We start from the raw sequence: 16,842 nt of genomic DNA, 5'->3' as shown, positions 1-16,842 counted from the left end.
TTACAATCCAACACGCCGCCACAGCCATCTAGGCGGGGTCAGTCCTGACGAGTTCGAGGCAGCGCATCGCCACCCTCGGTCAGGTGTCCACTAAATCCTGGGAACTCCACTTTGAGCTGCAGGGCGGCGAAATTGGGATCTACACGGTTCCCCACTCCAAGACCGACCAGGAGGGTGAGTCCATCACGGTAGCCATTTCCGAGGAGACGGTGGGCGCGCTGCTGGCCTGGCGTGAACACGCCTCGAGATCGACGCCATACGTCTTCCATGCCATGCGGCCGCGGCGGGTCATAAAGTCTCCGGGCGAGGAGGATCTCAGGGTCTATGAGCACCTTCATCCAGGTGAAGTGAATGTGATCTTCAATCGGCTTGGCCACGAGTGCGGCGTTCTAAAAGGCCGGCGGGCCTTCTCTGGCCACTCAGGCCGAGTCGGCGCAGCTCAGGACCTCACAGACGCTGGTGCTGATGTGGGGCTGCTGATGCGCCTTGGGCGGTGGACCAGTTCCAAGATGCCGGCGCACTACGGCCGGGCGGGTCTGGCAAAGAACTCACACAGCGAAAGAGAGGCGCTGCTGGCCAAGTTGCCGAAGAAATAGGCCGGAATCCATGTATGTCTTGACGGGTTGCGGTGTGAAACAAGACTGGCGCGACTGCCCGATTCGTGGTCACAATATGGGCAGGCGTACCCGACGCCTTGCCGCCCACATTGGCGCAGTCTTGCCGACATCGGAAATGCACCAGGCTTGCGGAATACGTCCTCGATCTTCGAGGGGCGACCATTCATGCTGCAGGATCAGTGGGCTCTTCTGCAAGAAATGGAGACGTCCCGTTATGCGCGTATACCCAAACTCAATGGTCCATGTGAAGAGACTTGCTAAGTCTCTTACCAAGATTGTCCCTGGCACTTCACTGGCTACGGCACAGGAAGCCAGTGCAAGAGTGCTTGGTTACAAGGATTTTCATGAGCTGCGTCTTGTAGCTGAGCAAAAAAATGAGGCCAGCCCGCCAGATGAAATGCTCGGCGCCGCAGATGCTGAAATGCGGCGGAAATTTCAAGCTAAAGCTCTTTCGTCCTGCCTCGGCCTGAGTTGTGAAGATGCGGCGATAATCATTGAAAGATGGCAGCCATCAGGATCGAGAGAAGCATCATCAGAACCTGCGACGAAGGGTGGTAATGGACAGGGGCGGAAGAACCCAAAGGCGAAAAAGCTGCCAAAGTTTGCGGCGCAACTACATGCCGCAATGGCAAGGATGCGGAGTGTCCCGCGACCAACACTCGGCGACTTGTTTGACATTGAGATTTCTTCCGTCGATATGCCATGGCTAGTCGATAGTGAGGGAGGCATCGAATTCATCGAGACCAATCCTTACGATGTTGGCCTATATTTTAGGGACGTGCTCAGCTTGTGGAGAGACGTTGCGGTTGAGTCCGCAACTGAAGTTACCCTGCTTGACGTGCATGTTGCGGCATACCAAAACATAAGAAGGGCACTTTCGTTCGCAAAGAGGATAGGTAATGAGCCTGCAGCCGAACGCCTGGTAGACGATGTCAATTCGCTATTGTGTGTTGCCGCGTCAAATGGATTAATCGCTGCGATCGATTTCATCGCTGCCGACATGATCAAACTGCCCGCAGTGAAGTGGTTGAGCTTGCCGTCTCCTGACCTTGGCGCCCGGCACGCCGAGGTCACTGTCCACGTGAACTTTCAGCTATGGCGCGTTGCTGCTATGGCTCGTCGCGGCGATTACCAGCAGGCTAAGACTCTATTCCAAACACTGGGATTGAACACCAGGAAAGGGTCGGATGCTTCCATTCTAAGGCGGGCTCTCGATGCGGGGGTGGCTCATTGGAAGATCGAGCAACTCTTTGCCGAAGTAAGAGACAGTAATGAAGAAGGGATGCTGTATCTACTTGATCAGGTCGAGGATGGGGTGATTGATCACTGGGGAATATCGATGCACTTGTCTTTGATGGGTGAATCAAGCGTGCCATGCGCGTCAACTGCCCAGCTAATTCTGGCCATATCTGGTAATCCGGAAATGCTCTGCAATTTCGATGCTTTCGTCAGTAGCTGGGAAGAAGTCTGAGGAGTTACTCCTTAGCCGTCAGGCACGAATCCGCCGGGCGGCAACCGGCCGCCCTCCCCTTGGAAGTCCTTGTGCGTGCGCCAAACACTTTACTGATGCGGGTAAACGACGACGAGCGAACCTGGGAAGATCTCACACATGGATGGCGAAGGGCTTCTGTCCAAGCTGCAGCGCAAGGAACGCTGAAACCGTCCAACTTTTGCGATCGTGGAATCCGGGTAAAACTTTGATCATGATTACACCTAACGATCAACCTCAAGCCGAAACACCCGTCGCGGGCGCCGCCGCTTTCCAGTATCAGGAGCCGACTGATGCGAAGAGAGCAGAGCTCACTGCGGCACTTTCGTCCCTTTGGGAGGCAACCAAACAGACGCGGAACATCCCAACCCCGGAGGGGGATCCCATCCCGCTGCTCGTTGTGGATGGATTCGGACAGCCGCTTATCGCGTACAACGTCTCATCCATCATCCAACTCCCTGACCGGGGCGAGGTGGGAATGCTGATCCAGGAGATTGTGGCTAATCATGAGCCCCTTCCTCTTACCGCCACGCTGATGACCATGGCCTACATGCGAAAAGCAGCTGGGGACGGCAGCCCCATGGGGGAGCGGGAGGAATGTCTCCTGATGCACATGGAAACAGCCGATGGCTACTGCGCTGATCTGTTGAGCCGTGTTGAGCGCAGCGATAAAGAAGGCCCCATCTTCGGGGAGCCGGAAATTTCAGTGAGGGGTAGCAGCTTTCAGGCTGTCGGCGCGCTGGCCAACTTCTACGGACTGGCCGGACGTTCGGCGGCGCGAGAAGGCGCCGGCAAGACGAAGCAATAATCACCTCATGGTTCTATTCCAGCTTCTGGATCGCCAGCCAAGTTCTAGCGTTTGAACTCCCATCGTCCAGGCAAAAAAAAGACTCCCCAAGGGGAGTCTTTTTGGTTAGCAGGTAAGGTGGTCTGCCTTACTTGCGAGCGGCATCCATTGCCTCGAACTCGGCTTCCATTTCTGGAGTGATTTCCTGGTTGCGCAGCTCACGGCGACGCTCTTGCTCCTGCCAATCCTCTTCAGATTGGTGCGGAATGTCGAGGCCGACGTCCGGCAGAGGTTCGTGCGGTTCAGAAGCAAACACGTGCGAACGATTGACGGGGGCGTACGAAGCAGGTTCATCATCATGGTGCTGAGCGACTTCATCCTGGGAAACAGGACTGGGCAGAACAGCATCCATGACCGGGGCGGGCGAAGCAGGTTGAACTGGTTCAGCGGACTTCGGGGGAAGAACGGGTTCAACGACTTCAGGTTGAGTGGAAGGAGTGAGTGGCTCAGCTTCAATCAGCTCGATGCCTGACTTGGCAAGCAGCTTCCTGACAGCCTTTTTCTCCAACTCTTCTTCCTTGTTGCGACCGCCAAGCTTGTACATGGCAACTGCAACAAAGACGAAGAGAGCTATGAGAAGCAACGGCGAACCACCAATCCCGGTAGTGCTGGGAGGGGGGGCCACGGTAGCTTCGTGATTAACGGGCAGGCTAGTGAACATGACAAATGTCTCCTATCGAGCGAGGCTCGAATTGGTATTGAAGTGTGTCCGAGAGCGTCTCGGGGCCGACCTGCAGAGCAGGAATTGAAGTAAGTATCGCAGCGGTGCGGGCTATCGACGACGGCCTAACCCGCGCCCCGTGATGGGGAGTTGCGCGCAACTTGTGGGTGGGCCGGGTTGTGAGATGATGTCCCCATCAACAAGGAGGCAGTCATGGTCACCAATTTCAACTACATCATGTATGGAATCGCCGCGGCGGCCGTCGTTGGCGTTATCTTCGCCTTCAAGCGGGATTCGTTGATCCGCAGCCGGCGCCTCTCCAATCTGGCGCAGCTGAAATCTGCCCTGCCTGCCTCCGCGTCGTATCAGGCTTCGCTGGCCGAAGTTGACGACACCATTGCCAAGATCGACAACGACTTCCTGTTGGAAGACAAGAATCCTTACGGGAACCATCTGTCCATCGGCGGCGAGCCTCACGGCTACTATGGCCGAAACCGGGCAGGCCCGGGCTGAGCCTGACTAATAAGCTGGATAAAGGAACGGCGGCCATTGGCCGCCGTTCTCTTTTCTACTCTTCCTTTCGATCCTGTGCAGCGTTGACCTTCTGAGCTGTGTCGACGAACCGGGCCGACGCCGCAATTGAACTGTTAGTGTCCCCGCCGCCAGAAACAGGGGCTCCACCAGTGACGAATCTGGCCTCGTTACCGACCAACTCTCCTGCGACCTTGCCAGTGGCATCCCGACCGCCACTTTCTGCGGCTTGGACAAGTTGGGCACCGCCAGCAGCAAACTTGTCCATCTCCTCGTCACGCAATGCGGATGGACGTCCAGGCATATCAACGCCACCCGCCTCTACATCTGCCGCGACACTCGCCGTACCCGCAGCAGCTTGGTTAAACACGGATCCAGGCGCGATATTTGGACCCTGCAATCCGGCCGCACCTCGAGCATCGGCCGCAGCTTCAGCAGAAGCAGCAGAAGCGCGCTCGTGAAGTTCGCGGCCCTCGGCGACGCGTCCGTCCACGGTCATGCCTCCGGCGTATCCACCACTCGTACTGGTCGCACCAAGCAGGCTGTTCATAGCCCCCTGAACTTCAGCTGCGTTCTCGCTTGTGATGTTTGCCTGGCTCACCGTGTTGTACATGGCAGCAAAGCGGGCTGCGTTCGGTTCACCCACATACGCACCACGCGACATCTCCGCGTCGAGTCGATCTCGATATGCTTGGCCGAGGCCAGCATTCTGCATCTCGGTTTCCAGTCGCCCCCATTCCCGGTCTGTGTTTGCACCATGGGTCTTCGCAAATCGAACTGCAGCATCGCCCATTGTCATCGTTTCATTCGAGCTGAGCGAGCGAGTGAGCTGCTCCGTCGTGGCATGCGCTTCCTGGGTTGTCACCACTTCGTCAGACGACTTGGTTAGTGCGCTGGTTACCTCCTCACTTGTTGAGGTCTGGAAACCCTTCTGGAGTGCATTGTGAGTTGCCTCTGCCACAGCCTTGCTCGCCGCATTGCGAACCGCTTCATTCTGCCCAAGCGCGACACCAAAGGAAGATGCTGAACTGGTGGATCTCTGCTCGCCCTCCTGCGCCGAAGACCCAGAAGACGTTGATCCTTTTGCACCAGTGCCGGCAAGCGAAACACCAAGCGAAGCGTCAAATCCTACATCTGAGTGCTGGCTCATCGCCTGGAAGGCCTTGAGGTCCTCCTGGCTCATGTGTCCAGACTTAACCTCATTCTGAATCGCTGTCTCAATCGCCTTGGTCTGATTCTCGGTCCAGCCCGAGCTGACCATATTCGTGGCAGTTTCGGAGGACATCGCGCCGCTCTTGATTGCGTGACCAAGCGTTTCCGAGAACTTCAGACTGGCCTGCTCGACCGCCTGGCTCGATACGGATTCCCCAGCCGCGCGCATGTCGCCCATGTTGATGGACTGAGGCGTACGGCCATTGGTGGCTGTACCGCCCCCAACGGAGCCCATTGCTCCGGACCCCATCTGAGCGATCGGGGAAACAGTGCTTGCCTGCGGTGCAACCTTGGTCTCGTCGATCATGTCGCTGCCCTGCAGGCGACCTGCCAGGTACGACATGGAGACGGCGCCGCCGAAGAGCAACGACATTGCCAATGCGGGTGTCGCAGCAGTGAGGGCTGAAGCTGCTCCGAGAGCATCCATCGACTGGTTGGCAATCATGTTCAGCTGTTCAGGGCTGAAGTTCTGGCCAGCGGGAACGTTCAGGAGATCGAAGAAGTTCTGCATGGTCACGTTGCTGTACAGCTGCGTGATTGCCAGCATGGGGAACCACAGGCCTACCCAGATCGTCAGCATCAGATACTTGCCGATCATCTTCCAGCCGAAGGGACCCATGGTGCAAACCAGTGCCATGATCGGCGCGAGTGCATAGAAGAGCGACTCAAAAAACCCAACGATCGGGCGTAGGATGCGAATAAAGAGGTTTTCTTCACCAGCCCATTGGACGTTACGTCGAGCAGCTGCTTCCTCCACCATGATGATGGACTGGGTCTCGGCCGCGGACAAACCGCCTCGGACGGCGGCTTCTGCTGCAACTGAGTTGAACACCGATACCGCCATCATGGTCTGCATCTGCTCTGCAGCCTGATTCGTGAAACCGCCGAATGCACTCTGGATTGACGCCGAGTCGGTGTTCGACCCGATCGACTTCGCAGCGCTATCGAACGCGGTAAGAAGCTTGTCATTGGCCTGGTCTTGCAGGCTGTCACGCGCGGTCTTGCAAGAGACGTTCGTCTTGGCGCCGTTATTGTTCCATCGTGTCTGCGCAACGTCGTTGGCGAATGCGTCGTTGAGGTAACCAGAAAGCCCCGGGGAGTTCATCACCGTTGCCTTACTTACAACCCCATTGTTCACCAGCGGATAGACGCAGTTGGAGAGAAAATTCGCAGCGTTCTCTCGATAGGCCTCGAGATAGCCAGGTCGACTTGGATCTGAAGATACGTCGGTAAAGTTCCGGCTGCCCAACAGGTTTCGCATTGACGCCATGAGCATGAGGTTCTGGCCAAGACCGCCCGTGGTACCACGGGTTTCATCTGTGGCGCTGCCGAAGCTTGTTTCCATCAACCCGGTGAGCTTGCTGGTTACATTGCTGGTCAAGTAGCCGATGCTGGCCAGGCCCAAGGGGACGTTGTCGACGACAAACGACCTGGGCCCGCTCTTTCCGGGTTGGGTCATGACCTCGGAGATCATCACCTTATCCACGCGGGGGATGAACATAATCCAGAAAACAACGATCGAGACCAGGATCCACTGGGCCTCGAATTTCTGGCCGCCACTCATCATGCCCTGGGACCACATAAACAACAGACCAAGCATGCCGCCAATACTGCCCAGCACGCCGTAGGACGTGATGCTCGCTACGGCGTTGAGGACGGCGAATGTATAAGCGCCATCCCCAAGAACAAGGATTTCAAAGGTCACTTGGAAGTGCTCCCGAAGGCAGCAACGGCGAGCGGCGAGCTACCGCAACGATTGATGGCCATGCCAAGCATGTCAGTTGTCTGTGAAGTACGTTTGATCTCAGCGTTCTGAGTTGCAAGCTCGGTCCGAGCGTTCTTCAGCATCTCAATGGCCTGGCCGCCTGCAACAACCTGAGGTCGCTGACTGAGCTCTGCGATCATGAGCACCAAGGATTGATCCGAGGTGCGAGCAAGGATGTCTGCGGCGACGACGGGGGCCAGTCCTTCAACGATGACTCGAGCATAACCTTCACCTTGCTCACCAACCCGCATGCAGGCTGCCGCGACCGAGCTGATGTCCCGGGTGTTGGCTACCAGCATCTTCTCCGCGGGAGTCAGAGTGCCGGCCTCATCACCGCGCATGATCATGCGCTCCAGGATTCCCTTCTCGGTTTCGTTGCCAAGCAGCTTGCGGACGATGAGATCTGTTGCCGAAGTACCCAGCGGGCTTTTGGCCGAGGTCGACGGGTTCAAGCAGTCGTCGTTGTCACAGCGGTAGATCGGATAGTCGTTGCTCGCTTGGGCGGCCGGCGCAACGAAGTCGTGCAGCTTTAGCTTGGGCTCCAGTACGCGCGCAGACATGTCCTTGCCCTCGCCCGGGCACCCGTTCTCACCCGGCATGCAGGTGATGACGGTCCCGATCAGGCTCAGGACCTGTTCCTTGGTGCGGATGTCAGAGCCGAGCCAGTCGAATGCGCCGGTCTTGTTCATCGTGCTCCAGGTCCAGTTGCCCTGCAGCACATCAGCCATCTTCTCGTCTTTGACTGCATCGGCAACCGGAGACCTGCCGCCGGCGTTGCGTGCTTCGAGCTGGTCGCGTGAATCGCCGCTCAGTTCTTTCCAGCTGGCGGCTAAATTACGGCCGGCGTTCGCCAGCGCATTGTCGCCACCATTCTTGCCCATGACGCCATCGACCACGCCTTCGGCGATCTGGCAGGAGCTCATGCTGTCGATGTTCAGGGCGTTGATCGTGTCCTGGATCTGGGACATCACGGTCTCGCACTTGTCACAGACGTAGCCGAGGGCGGTCTTGAAAGCGTAGCCGCCGGCGTTGCTGACGACGGCTCGGGCAACCGCGATGTATTGTTCCTTAGAGGGGAAGCTCAGATTGCCCCCGTACATGTCGATGCCGCCGCAGCCTGCGCTGATTTTCGGCGGATCAAAGGTCCACGGAGAAACGGAAACAATCGGATTGCGGATGGTGACATTGCCGCCAGAGATGACGCCGCGCATCGAGCCTTCAGCCACACCAGGTGTGGTGATGTTGCTCTGGGAGCCGAACATCTCATTCATCTTCTCGTTGACGCCGGCGCCGACGGTGCCCGACACCATGCCAATGACCATGCCCAGCGCTATAGCAGAGAGTTTGATCTTCTTCATAAAGGTCCTTTAGTTGGTCGGCGCCACAATCCATGGGCTCTCGCTGCCGCTGGTCGAGGCGCGCTTCAGCGCCTCCAACAACTGCGCAGGGTCGTCCTGAAGTTGGTCGAGGTTTTGCAGGCCATCGGTTAGGTAGCGCCGCGGTGCTCCACGTACGGCTTCGTCGTACTGGGCGTCCGTGATCCACTTTTCGGTCTTGGCTAAGGTCAAGATCCGCTCTTCCAGCTCGGAAGAGGTGCGCAGACCTGCGGCGAGGTTGTAGACCTTGTTCGTGGCCGTGTCGGCGATCACCATGGTCGGCGTTGTCATCACGCCCAGTTGCTGCGCGTGGCCGCTGTTCACCACAAACGGCTTCGGAGAGCCGGATGCTAGCGGGCCGCCGTCAAGGGAGATGTTCAGGATGGAGAAGTCGAACCTGGTGGACAGCCGATCAAGGATGGGTTCCTGCTGCTTACAGTACGGACAGGTCGACTGGTAGAAGTACCAAATGCCGATCCGCTGGCTCAGATAGTTCAAGGTCTGTGCTTTCGCAACGCTCACGTTCTCTTCGGTTGCGTTTCGCTGCGCCGTGGTGAGTGAGGAACGTGCGTACTCGTCGAGTGCCGGATTACGGATGGTCGCCTGTATCGCGACCTGGCTGTACTTTTCAGCCTTGTCCAACGACAGGCGCTGCAGGAACGCATAGAGCTCGACATTCTCTGGGGAGGGATCATCGATAGCGCGTTCCAGGTACTTGGGCATGTTTTCGCGCAGCCACGCGGCGGACAGCGGCTTAGGGCCTTCGGGCTGTACGGGCGGCGGCGTCATGACGATTGGCTGAGGGGGCGGCAGCGGCTCCGGTTCCGGAGCTTTCTGCTTGGGCTTCGGCTTGGGGTCATCATAGAAATACCAGCCGTCGGCCCGATTGCCCCAGTAGGGCTGAGCACTGGAAGAGTTCTGCGCATTTGCCGGCAGTGTGGCAAGGATGGCAGTGGTCAGAATGAGCGCAGAAAGGGGCATTCGCATGCCACGATGATCGCTCGGGTTTGGGGGGGAGTTTGTCCCCTAACTGGCTCGATTGCGGCAGTAGTTACGCGCGACTCGAAGCGAACATGTCGAGAACCTTGCGTTGTTGCTTGGCGTCCGTCACTCGGACAACCGATCGGCCTCGGTAAACACCTGCGAGCGTGCGGCACATTGGGCACTCTCCGCTGGTTGTATGGGCTCGGATAACTTGGGGCTTGTTGGCCATCAGGAACACCGTGGTGCAATGGCTGCACCTCTTTAGAGATGTTTCACCCTCGTGGTAGAGGGTGGTGACCAGAATTGCATGGTCCGGGGTGAAATCCAGAGGCCTTCCCCCGGTTCCGCGCATGTTCGAGCGAAGGACCATCAAGGCTCGAATGAAGGCATCAACGTGAGGGACGCCTCGTCCACCACCATAGTGCTCAAGGTTGTTCACGTAGACCTTGAGGAAGTAACTCGCTGCCGTATGCAGCTTCACATCCTCCAGCAGGGAGCTGATTGATCGCGGGAGCCGCCCACCTTTGTCCTGGTGGTTACCGCCGGCCATTTCGATAAAAGACCGGATGGCTGGCATAGGGCACGCCGTCAGCTTGGCGATCAACTGGGCCCGACAATCGAGCTCGGCAAGTGCAACAGCATTGCGATATGACCCGTAAAGGTCACTGGCCTTGGTGGTTGGCAGAACAGGTACGGACAGGCTCACGCCACGTGCTCCTTGTCTTCCGACAGGATAGAGACGAAGCGGATGTCCTCGACTTGGCTTTGAGTGATTCCGCTGTCGCTGATCGAGGTCAACATAGTTTCCAGGGCAATGCTGGAACGCGGGACCATCAAAAGGCAGGGGCTATCCGCCAAGGCTCTGATGTCATCGACTGAAGCACGACTGATTCTGTCAACGAACAATGCAGACAGACCGAACTTTGCCGACGCCAGAACTTTGTCGTGGCGAGCCACTTCACGTATCAGAAGGAACCAGCGCTCATTGAAGGCGCTTACGTCTCTATCCAGTGAAGCTAGGTTGGGCAAACCGCTTGGCACTCGAACCCCCTGTTCGCGCTCGTGTTGGAGATGAAGTCGCAAAGGGTGTCCCGCGACGGGGCGCAATATATGGAGCAGCACACCTCAAAACTGAGAAGTCTGTCTCAAACAAGCAGGTGACGTGAGAGGTGGATTCGTGCCATGGATTTGATGCACTTACGGGCTTGTAACGACCGTCAACGGCATGACGGTTGCGCGAGGAGGCTGCGACCCTCCTCGCTCCCCTAATCAAAATTCCGCCATCGCGCGATTGAGCAGTTCTGTCGCAGCAATTCGGGCTCCCTCGTCGACCGGATCAGTGGCGTCTACTTCACTTTCAGCAGTAGTCATTGCGTTGACACTCCCGCCCTCTTTGGTGACCGTCAATGAGGCGCCCTCAATCGTCAGATTGCTGACGGTTTTTGTTGAGCCTATTTCAGGCTGATTTCCCACATCTTTTTTATGAACGACGTGGTCCTTCGGCAGGTTTTTTCGCCCTTCCGGAGTCTCACCTGGTGAAACTGCAATTAACTGCGCAGACTCCAATGTCCCTTCGGCGTCAATTTTCGACGCGGAAGGTTGAACATCTGGAGCCTTGGCCGAACTGTCGTTGGAAGCCGACTCCTTGTCATCCCCCACGCGAGGAGACAGCTCTTCCTTCTCGTCCGGCTTGTTGCTCGAAGTGGTCACCTCGGTTGAGGTGACTTTCACTTGTGCCGCTTGCGTGCCATCTCGTACCGCGGTGCCATCTCCAAGTTCATTGGATCCAGCGTTCCGTCGAGCGCTTTGGCGATGAGGTGTGGTCGAGGCGACGGTTGATGTGTGCTTCAGGATCGGAGGCCGGTGACCGACGCCAATCTCCATGGTCGGTGGATACGCGCCGCCCACGCCAAGGATTTCCTCGGCGAGTTGGCGCGCGGCCGGGTGCTGCTCCATCGGGTGCTGCTCCATGAAGCGGATTAGGTGGTGATCACCTTTCCCATCTCGGTGTGTGCTGTAGCCCGCTAGGTGGGCAGTGACTCCCAGGATGAAAATTCGCCGGAGTTCATCGGGCGAATCTGCTTTCGGGCCTAGGGCGTCCATGGCCACTTCGAGGTCGCCACCATTGCCCTTGTTGTAGCTGAGAACCTTGCGGACTCGGGGGAGACGACGGGACATCCTTACTCCTTATATACAGAGTGCGGGATCAGGCGCTGACCTGGTCGCTCTTCGCCTTCATCTGGCTGGCGAAGACCCAGAAACCGCGAGCATTGGCGGTGATGGATTCGCGAACGGCCAGCACCTGAGCTTCGGGGAAGGCCTCGGCCAGACCGGCCTGGAACAGGTCCGCGCCACCACCGGCGATGAGGACCAGGTCCACGCCGCTGGTGTTGTTGACCTCGCGGATCGAGCCACGGATCGACTTGAGGTTGTTACGGACAACTTCCGCGGCTGCATCTTTCATGGCAGGCCAGATGTCGATCTCGCGACCGGCCATGACCAGTGGCTTCGCCCCGGACAACACAACGTCCTGCACCTTTGCTGCCCGAATCTTCAGCTTGTATGTGGTGCTCAACAACTCAGCGGCCCGGCGAACGATTGCTTCGCCGGCAGTTGGCGTCGACCCGGAGCTCTCCAGCTTGAAGGATCCGTGGCTGTTGATGACCCAGTCCAAGCTGAAGTGGCCGGGGTCGACAACCAGAATTGTCTGGGAGGGATCGATCACGGCACGCGACTGGCGGTTTGTGATGTCCAGTAGCTGAGCACCGTAGGCGCCGGCCGGCTGGGGAACAACTTTCACCTGCTTCACATCCACAGTGAACCCTGGGCGGATCTCGTGTACGCCAACCATACGTTCGACCAAGGCGTTCTTGATGTCCGGGTCGAGGAAGTGGGAGACCGGCAGACCGGTGACTACGCAATCTACGACCGGGGCGCCGACCGCCGACAGTGCGGCTTTGAAGAGAGCCTCGTACTCATGCGAGCGGGAGTAGCTCTCGTCCATTACCGGCACGAAATTCTGCAGAGCCTGGGGCATGACCGCGGCGACCCACTCTTCACCGTTGACCATCACAACGTGACCCATGCCGATAGCGACGCCGCCGTCGATGCTCAAGCCGCACTTGCTCTTCGGTGCAGCACCAACGGGCATGCGCAACAGCGCCGGCACCGGATTCTTGCTCCCGGCCTGCGTTACATCGTCGTAGGCAACCTTGACCGCCGAGTAGCCAATGTCCAAACCGATACGCATCCAAATCTCCAGCTGTGTGTTTGAGAGCAACAGTCTGGTGAGTTGAAAGCGGAATCGCGCACGCCAACTGAGGCCGCGTGAGCGTCGGTTGTAGTTCGTGGTGCCCCCGGGATGATTGGGGGCACCATTTGGTGCCCCCAAAGCTAGTAGGGGCACCATGTGGTGCCCCTGAAGCCTCTGGGGGCACCACGCTTGCACACTTTGCTGGCAGACAACGTGGTGCCCCCGAAGCCTTTGGGGGCACCATCTGGTGCCCCCGGAGAGTCAGGGGGCACCACAGGTTAGCGGTGGCATCAATCTGCGCCTGGGCATCGCGAAAGCATGCACAAATTGTGCGAATAGGAGCTCAAGCACTGAGCATGGGTGAGCGCGTGGTGCCCCCAGAGCCACCGGGGGCACCAAAAGTGCCTAACCCCCTTGGTAGCGATGGTAGTTACGCGCTAGCGATAAGAGGGATGGACCCTGAAACTGTGTCCCGTGCGTGCAACTTTCATTTTGAACGGCATGACGTATAGATGTTATTGCCGTAGCACGCGTATGTCGTAATTAATCGACATCGGAAAGTGTCGCGATAAGAATAATGTATTGCCAGAGACCCTATGAGCCAGACCACCCAAAACTACCCTGTTTCCTTCGCTCCGCTTGTTGCTGACATCGTCACTCCGATTGACGCACTTCGTAGGGCAATCACTGATGAGGCGATACGCGTAGCAACCGAGTTTCATACACGCCGCCTTGAGCTGTCTGAGGGCTTCTCGAACCTCAACGTAGTTGTTCGGGAGCGCAGCGAAGGTAAGAGCGTTCAGATCGGGTGGGCGCTCTTTCACTTCCGGAACGGGAAACGTACGGGCATTAGTGCATTGAAGAAGCACCGTGGGGCATCGGGGTACGACCTTGCGACCATCAAGTTGAATTCGCCTGATTGGCTGAAGGCCTGGGCATGTGAAACGGAACTTCGCTTGCGTCCCCTTCGTGAGGCTCTTGATCGACTCACATCGATGGAGAGAGATGCAAAGGTTATTGCCGGTCGAATTGCTGCTCCAACTTTTGAGGAAGGGCTGCAAGGGGATGATGAGGACAACCAGCAACCGCTGGGACATGACTTCGTAGAGATGAGCCAATGAGCCAGAAAGAGAACGGGGACAAGATCGATCCGACCACCGCAGTTGAGGTGGGGCACAACATTTACGGGTTGCTGTGTGAGGTGGCGGGTGCTCATATCGCCTCGTTAAACGAGGAGCGCAAGTGGCGCCGGCGTAAGCGGCTCTTTGTCTCGCTGCTCGCTTTGATCGGCCTGATCCTGTGGCTTTTGCTCTACGCCCCGATGCTCGGCCTTTCGGCTGCCCCGGCCACACGCTCCATCGGAGTCGTTCCGATCCAGGGGGAGATCGGCGATAAGTACGGCCCGAACGCCAGGAAGATCGTCCCGGCCATTGAGCGGGCTTGCTCGTCCTCGATGACCGAGGCGGTTGTTCTTCGGATCACCTCACCGGGCGGTTCGCCTACCGATGCGGAGCGAATTGCCGGTGCGATCGATGCCTGCCGTGCCGGAAAGGATGGGAAGCCGGGCAAGCGCGTGATTGCCGTCATTGAGAACGTTGGTGCTTCGGCCGCCTTCCTCGTTGCAGTTCATGCCGATGAGGTGCTGGCCACCCGCTACTCAATGGTGGGCTCCATCGGCGCAGTCATGCGGTCGGTTGACGCTGAAGAGGCAGCCAAGAAGTTTGGACTGCGCGAACGGGTCTATGCCTCCGGCGATCTGAAGGCTGGAAACAGCCCGCTCACCGCGAATACGCCGGCGCAAGATGCTCTGTCACAGGAGCTGGTAGATGGAATCGCCAAGATGTTCGCCGATGAGGTGCGCGACCGCCGTGGCTCCAAGCTGAAGGAGACCCCGGACATGTTCAGCGGCCGGGTCTGGCTAACGCCCGAGGCCGTTGAGCTGGGGTTGATCGACCAGGCATCTACGTTCGAGCAACTGAAGTCCACCCGCTTCAAGGATCTGTCGGTTCACGAATTCCGGCCGACCCAGACATTCCAGGACAAGATCGGACTACGGGCGATGGCGCGCGAGTTCGGGGCGGGCATCGCTTCCGAGTTCACCGGCTCCGAGCTGCAGTAACCCCCCTACCCCGTATTGAGAGAGACCAGATGAACCACCACAACGACGTACTGCAGGAAGTTCGCTCCTCCGAACTCGGGATGATCCTCTCGAGCAGCGGCCTGACTATGCCCATGCTCCTGGCTCTCCCGGCAGATGAGCAGGACCGGATGCTCGAGCTTGTGAATCGCGCTGTTCGCCGCCTGCCCATCGAGCAGTTGCGCTCCTTTGATCTGTCCGACCGCTTCGAGGAACAGCTGGAAACCTTGGCCCACTATCAGGGGCTCAACGACGAATACACCGTGACGATCGAAGCGCAGCGTCGTGAGGTGGAGGCGCTGAGGAAGCAGCTCCAGTCCTCCTACTTTGAAAACGCGACCCTGCAGGTTGAGGTCGAGCGACGTAGCGAGGCGTTTGGCGCTTTGTCACTCGCCGCTTCTTTGATCCGCGAGGATGCTTCGCCGGTTGACGATCCTCGCTGGGATCAGGTTCTTACCTCCGCTTATGCCTGTGGCGCTGCAACCCCGACCCATGCTTTCTCGGATTCTGTTGCGGCTCCGGTTTTCCGTCCCTTCGCTGAGGTTGGGGACAATGTGATCCATCTGCCGCCCCGTCGTTCGCCCGACGCCGCGCTCACCCCGCCGGAAAACGAATCGTTCTGAGGAATCACCTATGGCTTTCAGTCGAAAAAGGAAGTGGGAGGACATGCCGAGCTCGGGCGATCTAGCCAAGCTGATGGGTTGCGAGCGCGAGTTCTATCTCGAGCGGCAGACCGGCATCCAGAACACCGACCCGACCATGCGCGCTCGGGCGACGGCCGGCGAGGCGGCGCACCAGAAGGCCCAGGTGCAGATGGAGAGCTTCCACAATCAGGGCGCGCAGGACTCGAGGTGCGTTGTGGCTTCGGCGGTTTACGGCCAGGACGCCCCAGAGACCGATGAGCTGCGGGACTTCCGGGATCAGTCGTTGCTCCCGACCGCCGCCGGCCGGGCGATTGTGAAGGGCTACTACCGCGCCTCACCCCCGATTGCGGATTTCCTCACGAGGCACCCGCGGGCGGCGGCGCCGGTTCGTCGAGCTCTCGACGGTTTCCGCAAGGTGTTGAGCTGGTAGTTAGTCCAGCGTCTCAGGTGGGCCTTGAGCTTGCCCCAAATCCCAAAATGCGTATAAGGGCTAAATTGTCCCTTATGCGCATTTTGTACTTTTGGAGATAGGCGACGGATGACTGCCCAACAGCTGCCTGATGCTCAGGCGGAACTGAAAGACCTCCCGCACCGCCCTGCTTCTGACATGAAGCGCTGGCGTGAAGTTATGGTAGAGAACGCCGGCAAGCCGGTGCTGATCACCAACCACGGCGTACCGCAGGCGGTGGTCCTTCCGGTGGCCACCTACGTCCAGCTGCTGCAATCCGCCCAGGGGAGCAACCCGCTCCAAGCTCTCCAGCAACAGTTCGATGAGCGACTGTCCAGCCTAGACCGCCAAGATTCGATGCAACGCGTACAGTCCGCCTTCGACGCCACACCTGAGGAAATCGGGAAGATGGCGACCTCACCCCTGTTCCCTGCGTAGGTGGGTGACCTAGATGGACGCTGAGCTTCTAGTCCTAGCTGGAGCACCCGGATCTGGAAAGTCCTCGTTGGGCGGCGCTCTTCTGCAAAGCCGAGGATTGGACTACTTCGCCGCTTCCGACTACGCCCGTGCGGTTATGTCTCGTCGCTCCTGCTCTCCAGGTGAGGCGCTCATCGAAGGGTGGGCCGAGGGGCACCGTCGGCTTCGCGCTGCAATCCACTCGGGAAGCTCTCTGGCCATAGAGACCAGCTTGGGCGGAGCCACTGTCCCCAAGTTGATCCGGGAAGCCGCAGAAGCCGGCCTGAGTGTCCGGATGTGGTTCTTTGGCCGGGCGTGTCCGATTTTTTGTGTGTGAGGCGGTTTAGTCCGGAAGTCTCTTTCAGCGAGCCAGCGTGAATCGGTCTTCGTAGATTATCGCGAACTGGTTCATCGCCGCCTTC

General features: G+C 58.4%; 17 protein-coding genes. 9 read left to right on the top strand and 8 right to left on the bottom strand.

Annotated elements, in window-relative coordinates:
• Positions 1-83: 83 nt before the first annotated feature.
• The 3 genes from ACVOLS_RS19830 to ACVOLS_RS19820 all read left to right on the top strand — a co-directional run bounded on the left by ACVOLS_RS19830 (position 84) and on the right by ACVOLS_RS19820 (position 2,914).
• The gene (locus ACVOLS_RS19830; RefSeq protein ID WP_481547054.1) at positions 84-596 is read left to right on the top strand and encodes a site-specific integrase; all 513 of its coding nucleotides are present in this window, start codon (positions 84-86) and stop codon (positions 594-596) included.
• 235 nt (positions 597-831) lie between these two features.
• Positions 832-2,088 carry a hypothetical protein gene (locus tag ACVOLS_RS19825; RefSeq protein ID WP_481547053.1) on the top strand — a complete coding sequence of 419 codons (1,257 nt, stop codon included), beginning with the start codon at positions 832-834 and terminating at the stop codon, positions 2,086-2,088.
• A gap of 232 nt (positions 2,089-2,320) precedes the next feature.
• Positions 2,321-2,914 (top strand): hypothetical protein, encoded by a 594-nt coding sequence (locus ACVOLS_RS19820; protein WP_481547052.1) that lies wholly within the window; start codon positions 2,321-2,323, stop codon positions 2,912-2,914.
• A gap of 127 nt (positions 2,915-3,041) precedes the next feature.
• Here ACVOLS_RS19820 and ACVOLS_RS19815 read toward each other — a convergent pair whose 3' ends face one another.
• Positions 3,042-3,614 (bottom strand): hypothetical protein, encoded by a 573-nt coding sequence (locus ACVOLS_RS19815; RefSeq protein ID WP_481547051.1) that lies wholly within the window; start codon positions 3,612-3,614, stop codon positions 3,042-3,044.
• 213 nt (positions 3,615-3,827) lie between these two features.
• Between ACVOLS_RS19815 and ACVOLS_RS19810 the strand changes: the two genes are divergently transcribed.
• The gene (locus ACVOLS_RS19810) at positions 3,828-4,127 is read left to right on the top strand and encodes a hypothetical protein (RefSeq protein ID WP_481547050.1); all 300 of its coding nucleotides are present in this window, start codon (positions 3,828-3,830) and stop codon (positions 4,125-4,127) included.
• A gap of 55 nt (positions 4,128-4,182) precedes the next feature.
• Here the strand turns inward: ACVOLS_RS19810 and ACVOLS_RS19805 are convergent, their stop codons facing one another.
• The 7 genes from ACVOLS_RS19805 to ACVOLS_RS19775 all read right to left on the bottom strand — a co-directional run bounded on the left by ACVOLS_RS19805 (position 4,183) and on the right by ACVOLS_RS19775 (position 12,732).
• Positions 4,183-7,062, bottom strand: a complete 2,880-nt coding sequence (locus ACVOLS_RS19805) for a conjugal transfer protein TraG N-terminal domain-containing protein (protein WP_481547049.1) — start codon at positions 7,060-7,062, stop codon at positions 4,183-4,185.
• Positions 7,059-8,480: a conjugal transfer protein TraH gene (locus ACVOLS_RS19800; protein WP_481547048.1), complete on the bottom strand. Its 1,422-nt coding sequence runs from the start codon at positions 8,478-8,480 to the stop codon at positions 7,059-7,061. The genes ACVOLS_RS19805 and ACVOLS_RS19800 overlap by 4 nt, the downstream gene beginning before the upstream one ends.
• Before the next feature lie 9 nt (positions 8,481-8,489).
• Positions 8,490-9,479, bottom strand: a complete 990-nt coding sequence (gene traF, locus ACVOLS_RS19795) for a conjugal transfer protein TraF (RefSeq protein ID WP_481547047.1) — start codon at positions 9,477-9,479, stop codon at positions 8,490-8,492.
• Positions 9,480-9,549: 70 nt separating this feature from the next.
• A complete protein-coding gene (locus ACVOLS_RS19790) occupies positions 9,550-10,188 on the bottom strand; it encodes a hypothetical protein (protein ID WP_481547046.1) in 639 nt (212 codons plus the stop codon).
• Positions 10,185-10,439: a hypothetical protein gene (locus ACVOLS_RS19785; RefSeq protein WP_481547045.1), complete on the bottom strand. Its 255-nt coding sequence runs from the start codon at positions 10,437-10,439 to the stop codon at positions 10,185-10,187. Before ACVOLS_RS19785 ends, ACVOLS_RS19790 begins: the two co-directional genes overlap by 4 nt.
• A gap of 312 nt (positions 10,440-10,751) precedes the next feature.
• Positions 10,752-11,660 carry a hypothetical protein gene (locus ACVOLS_RS19780; protein WP_481547044.1) on the bottom strand — a complete coding sequence of 303 codons (909 nt, stop codon included), beginning with the start codon at positions 11,658-11,660 and terminating at the stop codon, positions 10,752-10,754.
• Between the two features lie 28 nt (positions 11,661-11,688).
• The gene (locus ACVOLS_RS19775; RefSeq protein WP_481547043.1) at positions 11,689-12,732 is read right to left on the bottom strand and encodes a ParM/StbA family protein; all 1,044 of its coding nucleotides are present in this window, start codon (positions 12,730-12,732) and stop codon (positions 11,689-11,691) included.
• Between the two features lie 599 nt (positions 12,733-13,331).
• On the opposite strand from ACVOLS_RS19775, the gene mobI reads away from it, so the two are divergent.
• From mobI to ACVOLS_RS19750, 5 genes are all read left to right on the top strand, one after another.
• Complete coding sequence (gene mobI, locus ACVOLS_RS19770; RefSeq protein WP_481547042.1) at positions 13,332-13,856, top strand: conjugative transfer protein MobI(A/C); 525 nt, start codon at positions 13,332-13,334, stop codon at positions 13,854-13,856.
• Positions 13,853-14,854, top strand: coding sequence for a S49 family peptidase (locus ACVOLS_RS19765; RefSeq protein ID WP_481547041.1), 1,002 nt, complete (start codon positions 13,853-13,855; stop codon positions 14,852-14,854). The genes mobI and ACVOLS_RS19765 overlap by 4 nt, the downstream gene beginning before the upstream one ends.
• A gap of 29 nt (positions 14,855-14,883) precedes the next feature.
• A complete protein-coding gene (locus ACVOLS_RS19760) occupies positions 14,884-15,495 on the top strand; it encodes a hypothetical protein (protein WP_481547040.1) in 612 nt (203 codons plus the stop codon).
• 10 nt (positions 15,496-15,505) lie between these two features.
• Entirely contained in the window at positions 15,506-15,946 is a 441-nt protein-coding gene (locus ACVOLS_RS19755) for a CFI-box-CTERM domain-containing protein (RefSeq protein WP_481547039.1), read from the top strand.
• Positions 15,947-16,054: 108 nt separating this feature from the next.
• On the top strand, positions 16,055-16,402 hold the full coding sequence (locus ACVOLS_RS19750; protein WP_481547038.1) for a type II toxin-antitoxin system prevent-host-death family antitoxin: 348 nt from the start codon (positions 16,055-16,057) through the stop codon (positions 16,400-16,402).
• The last annotated feature ends 440 nt before the right edge of the window (positions 16,403-16,842 follow it).

It is taken from the genome of Stenotrophomonas sp. STEN038, from assembly GCF_056759895.1.
Note: the sequence above shows the minus strand (reverse complement) of the source record. Positions and strands in the feature narration are given on the sequence as shown.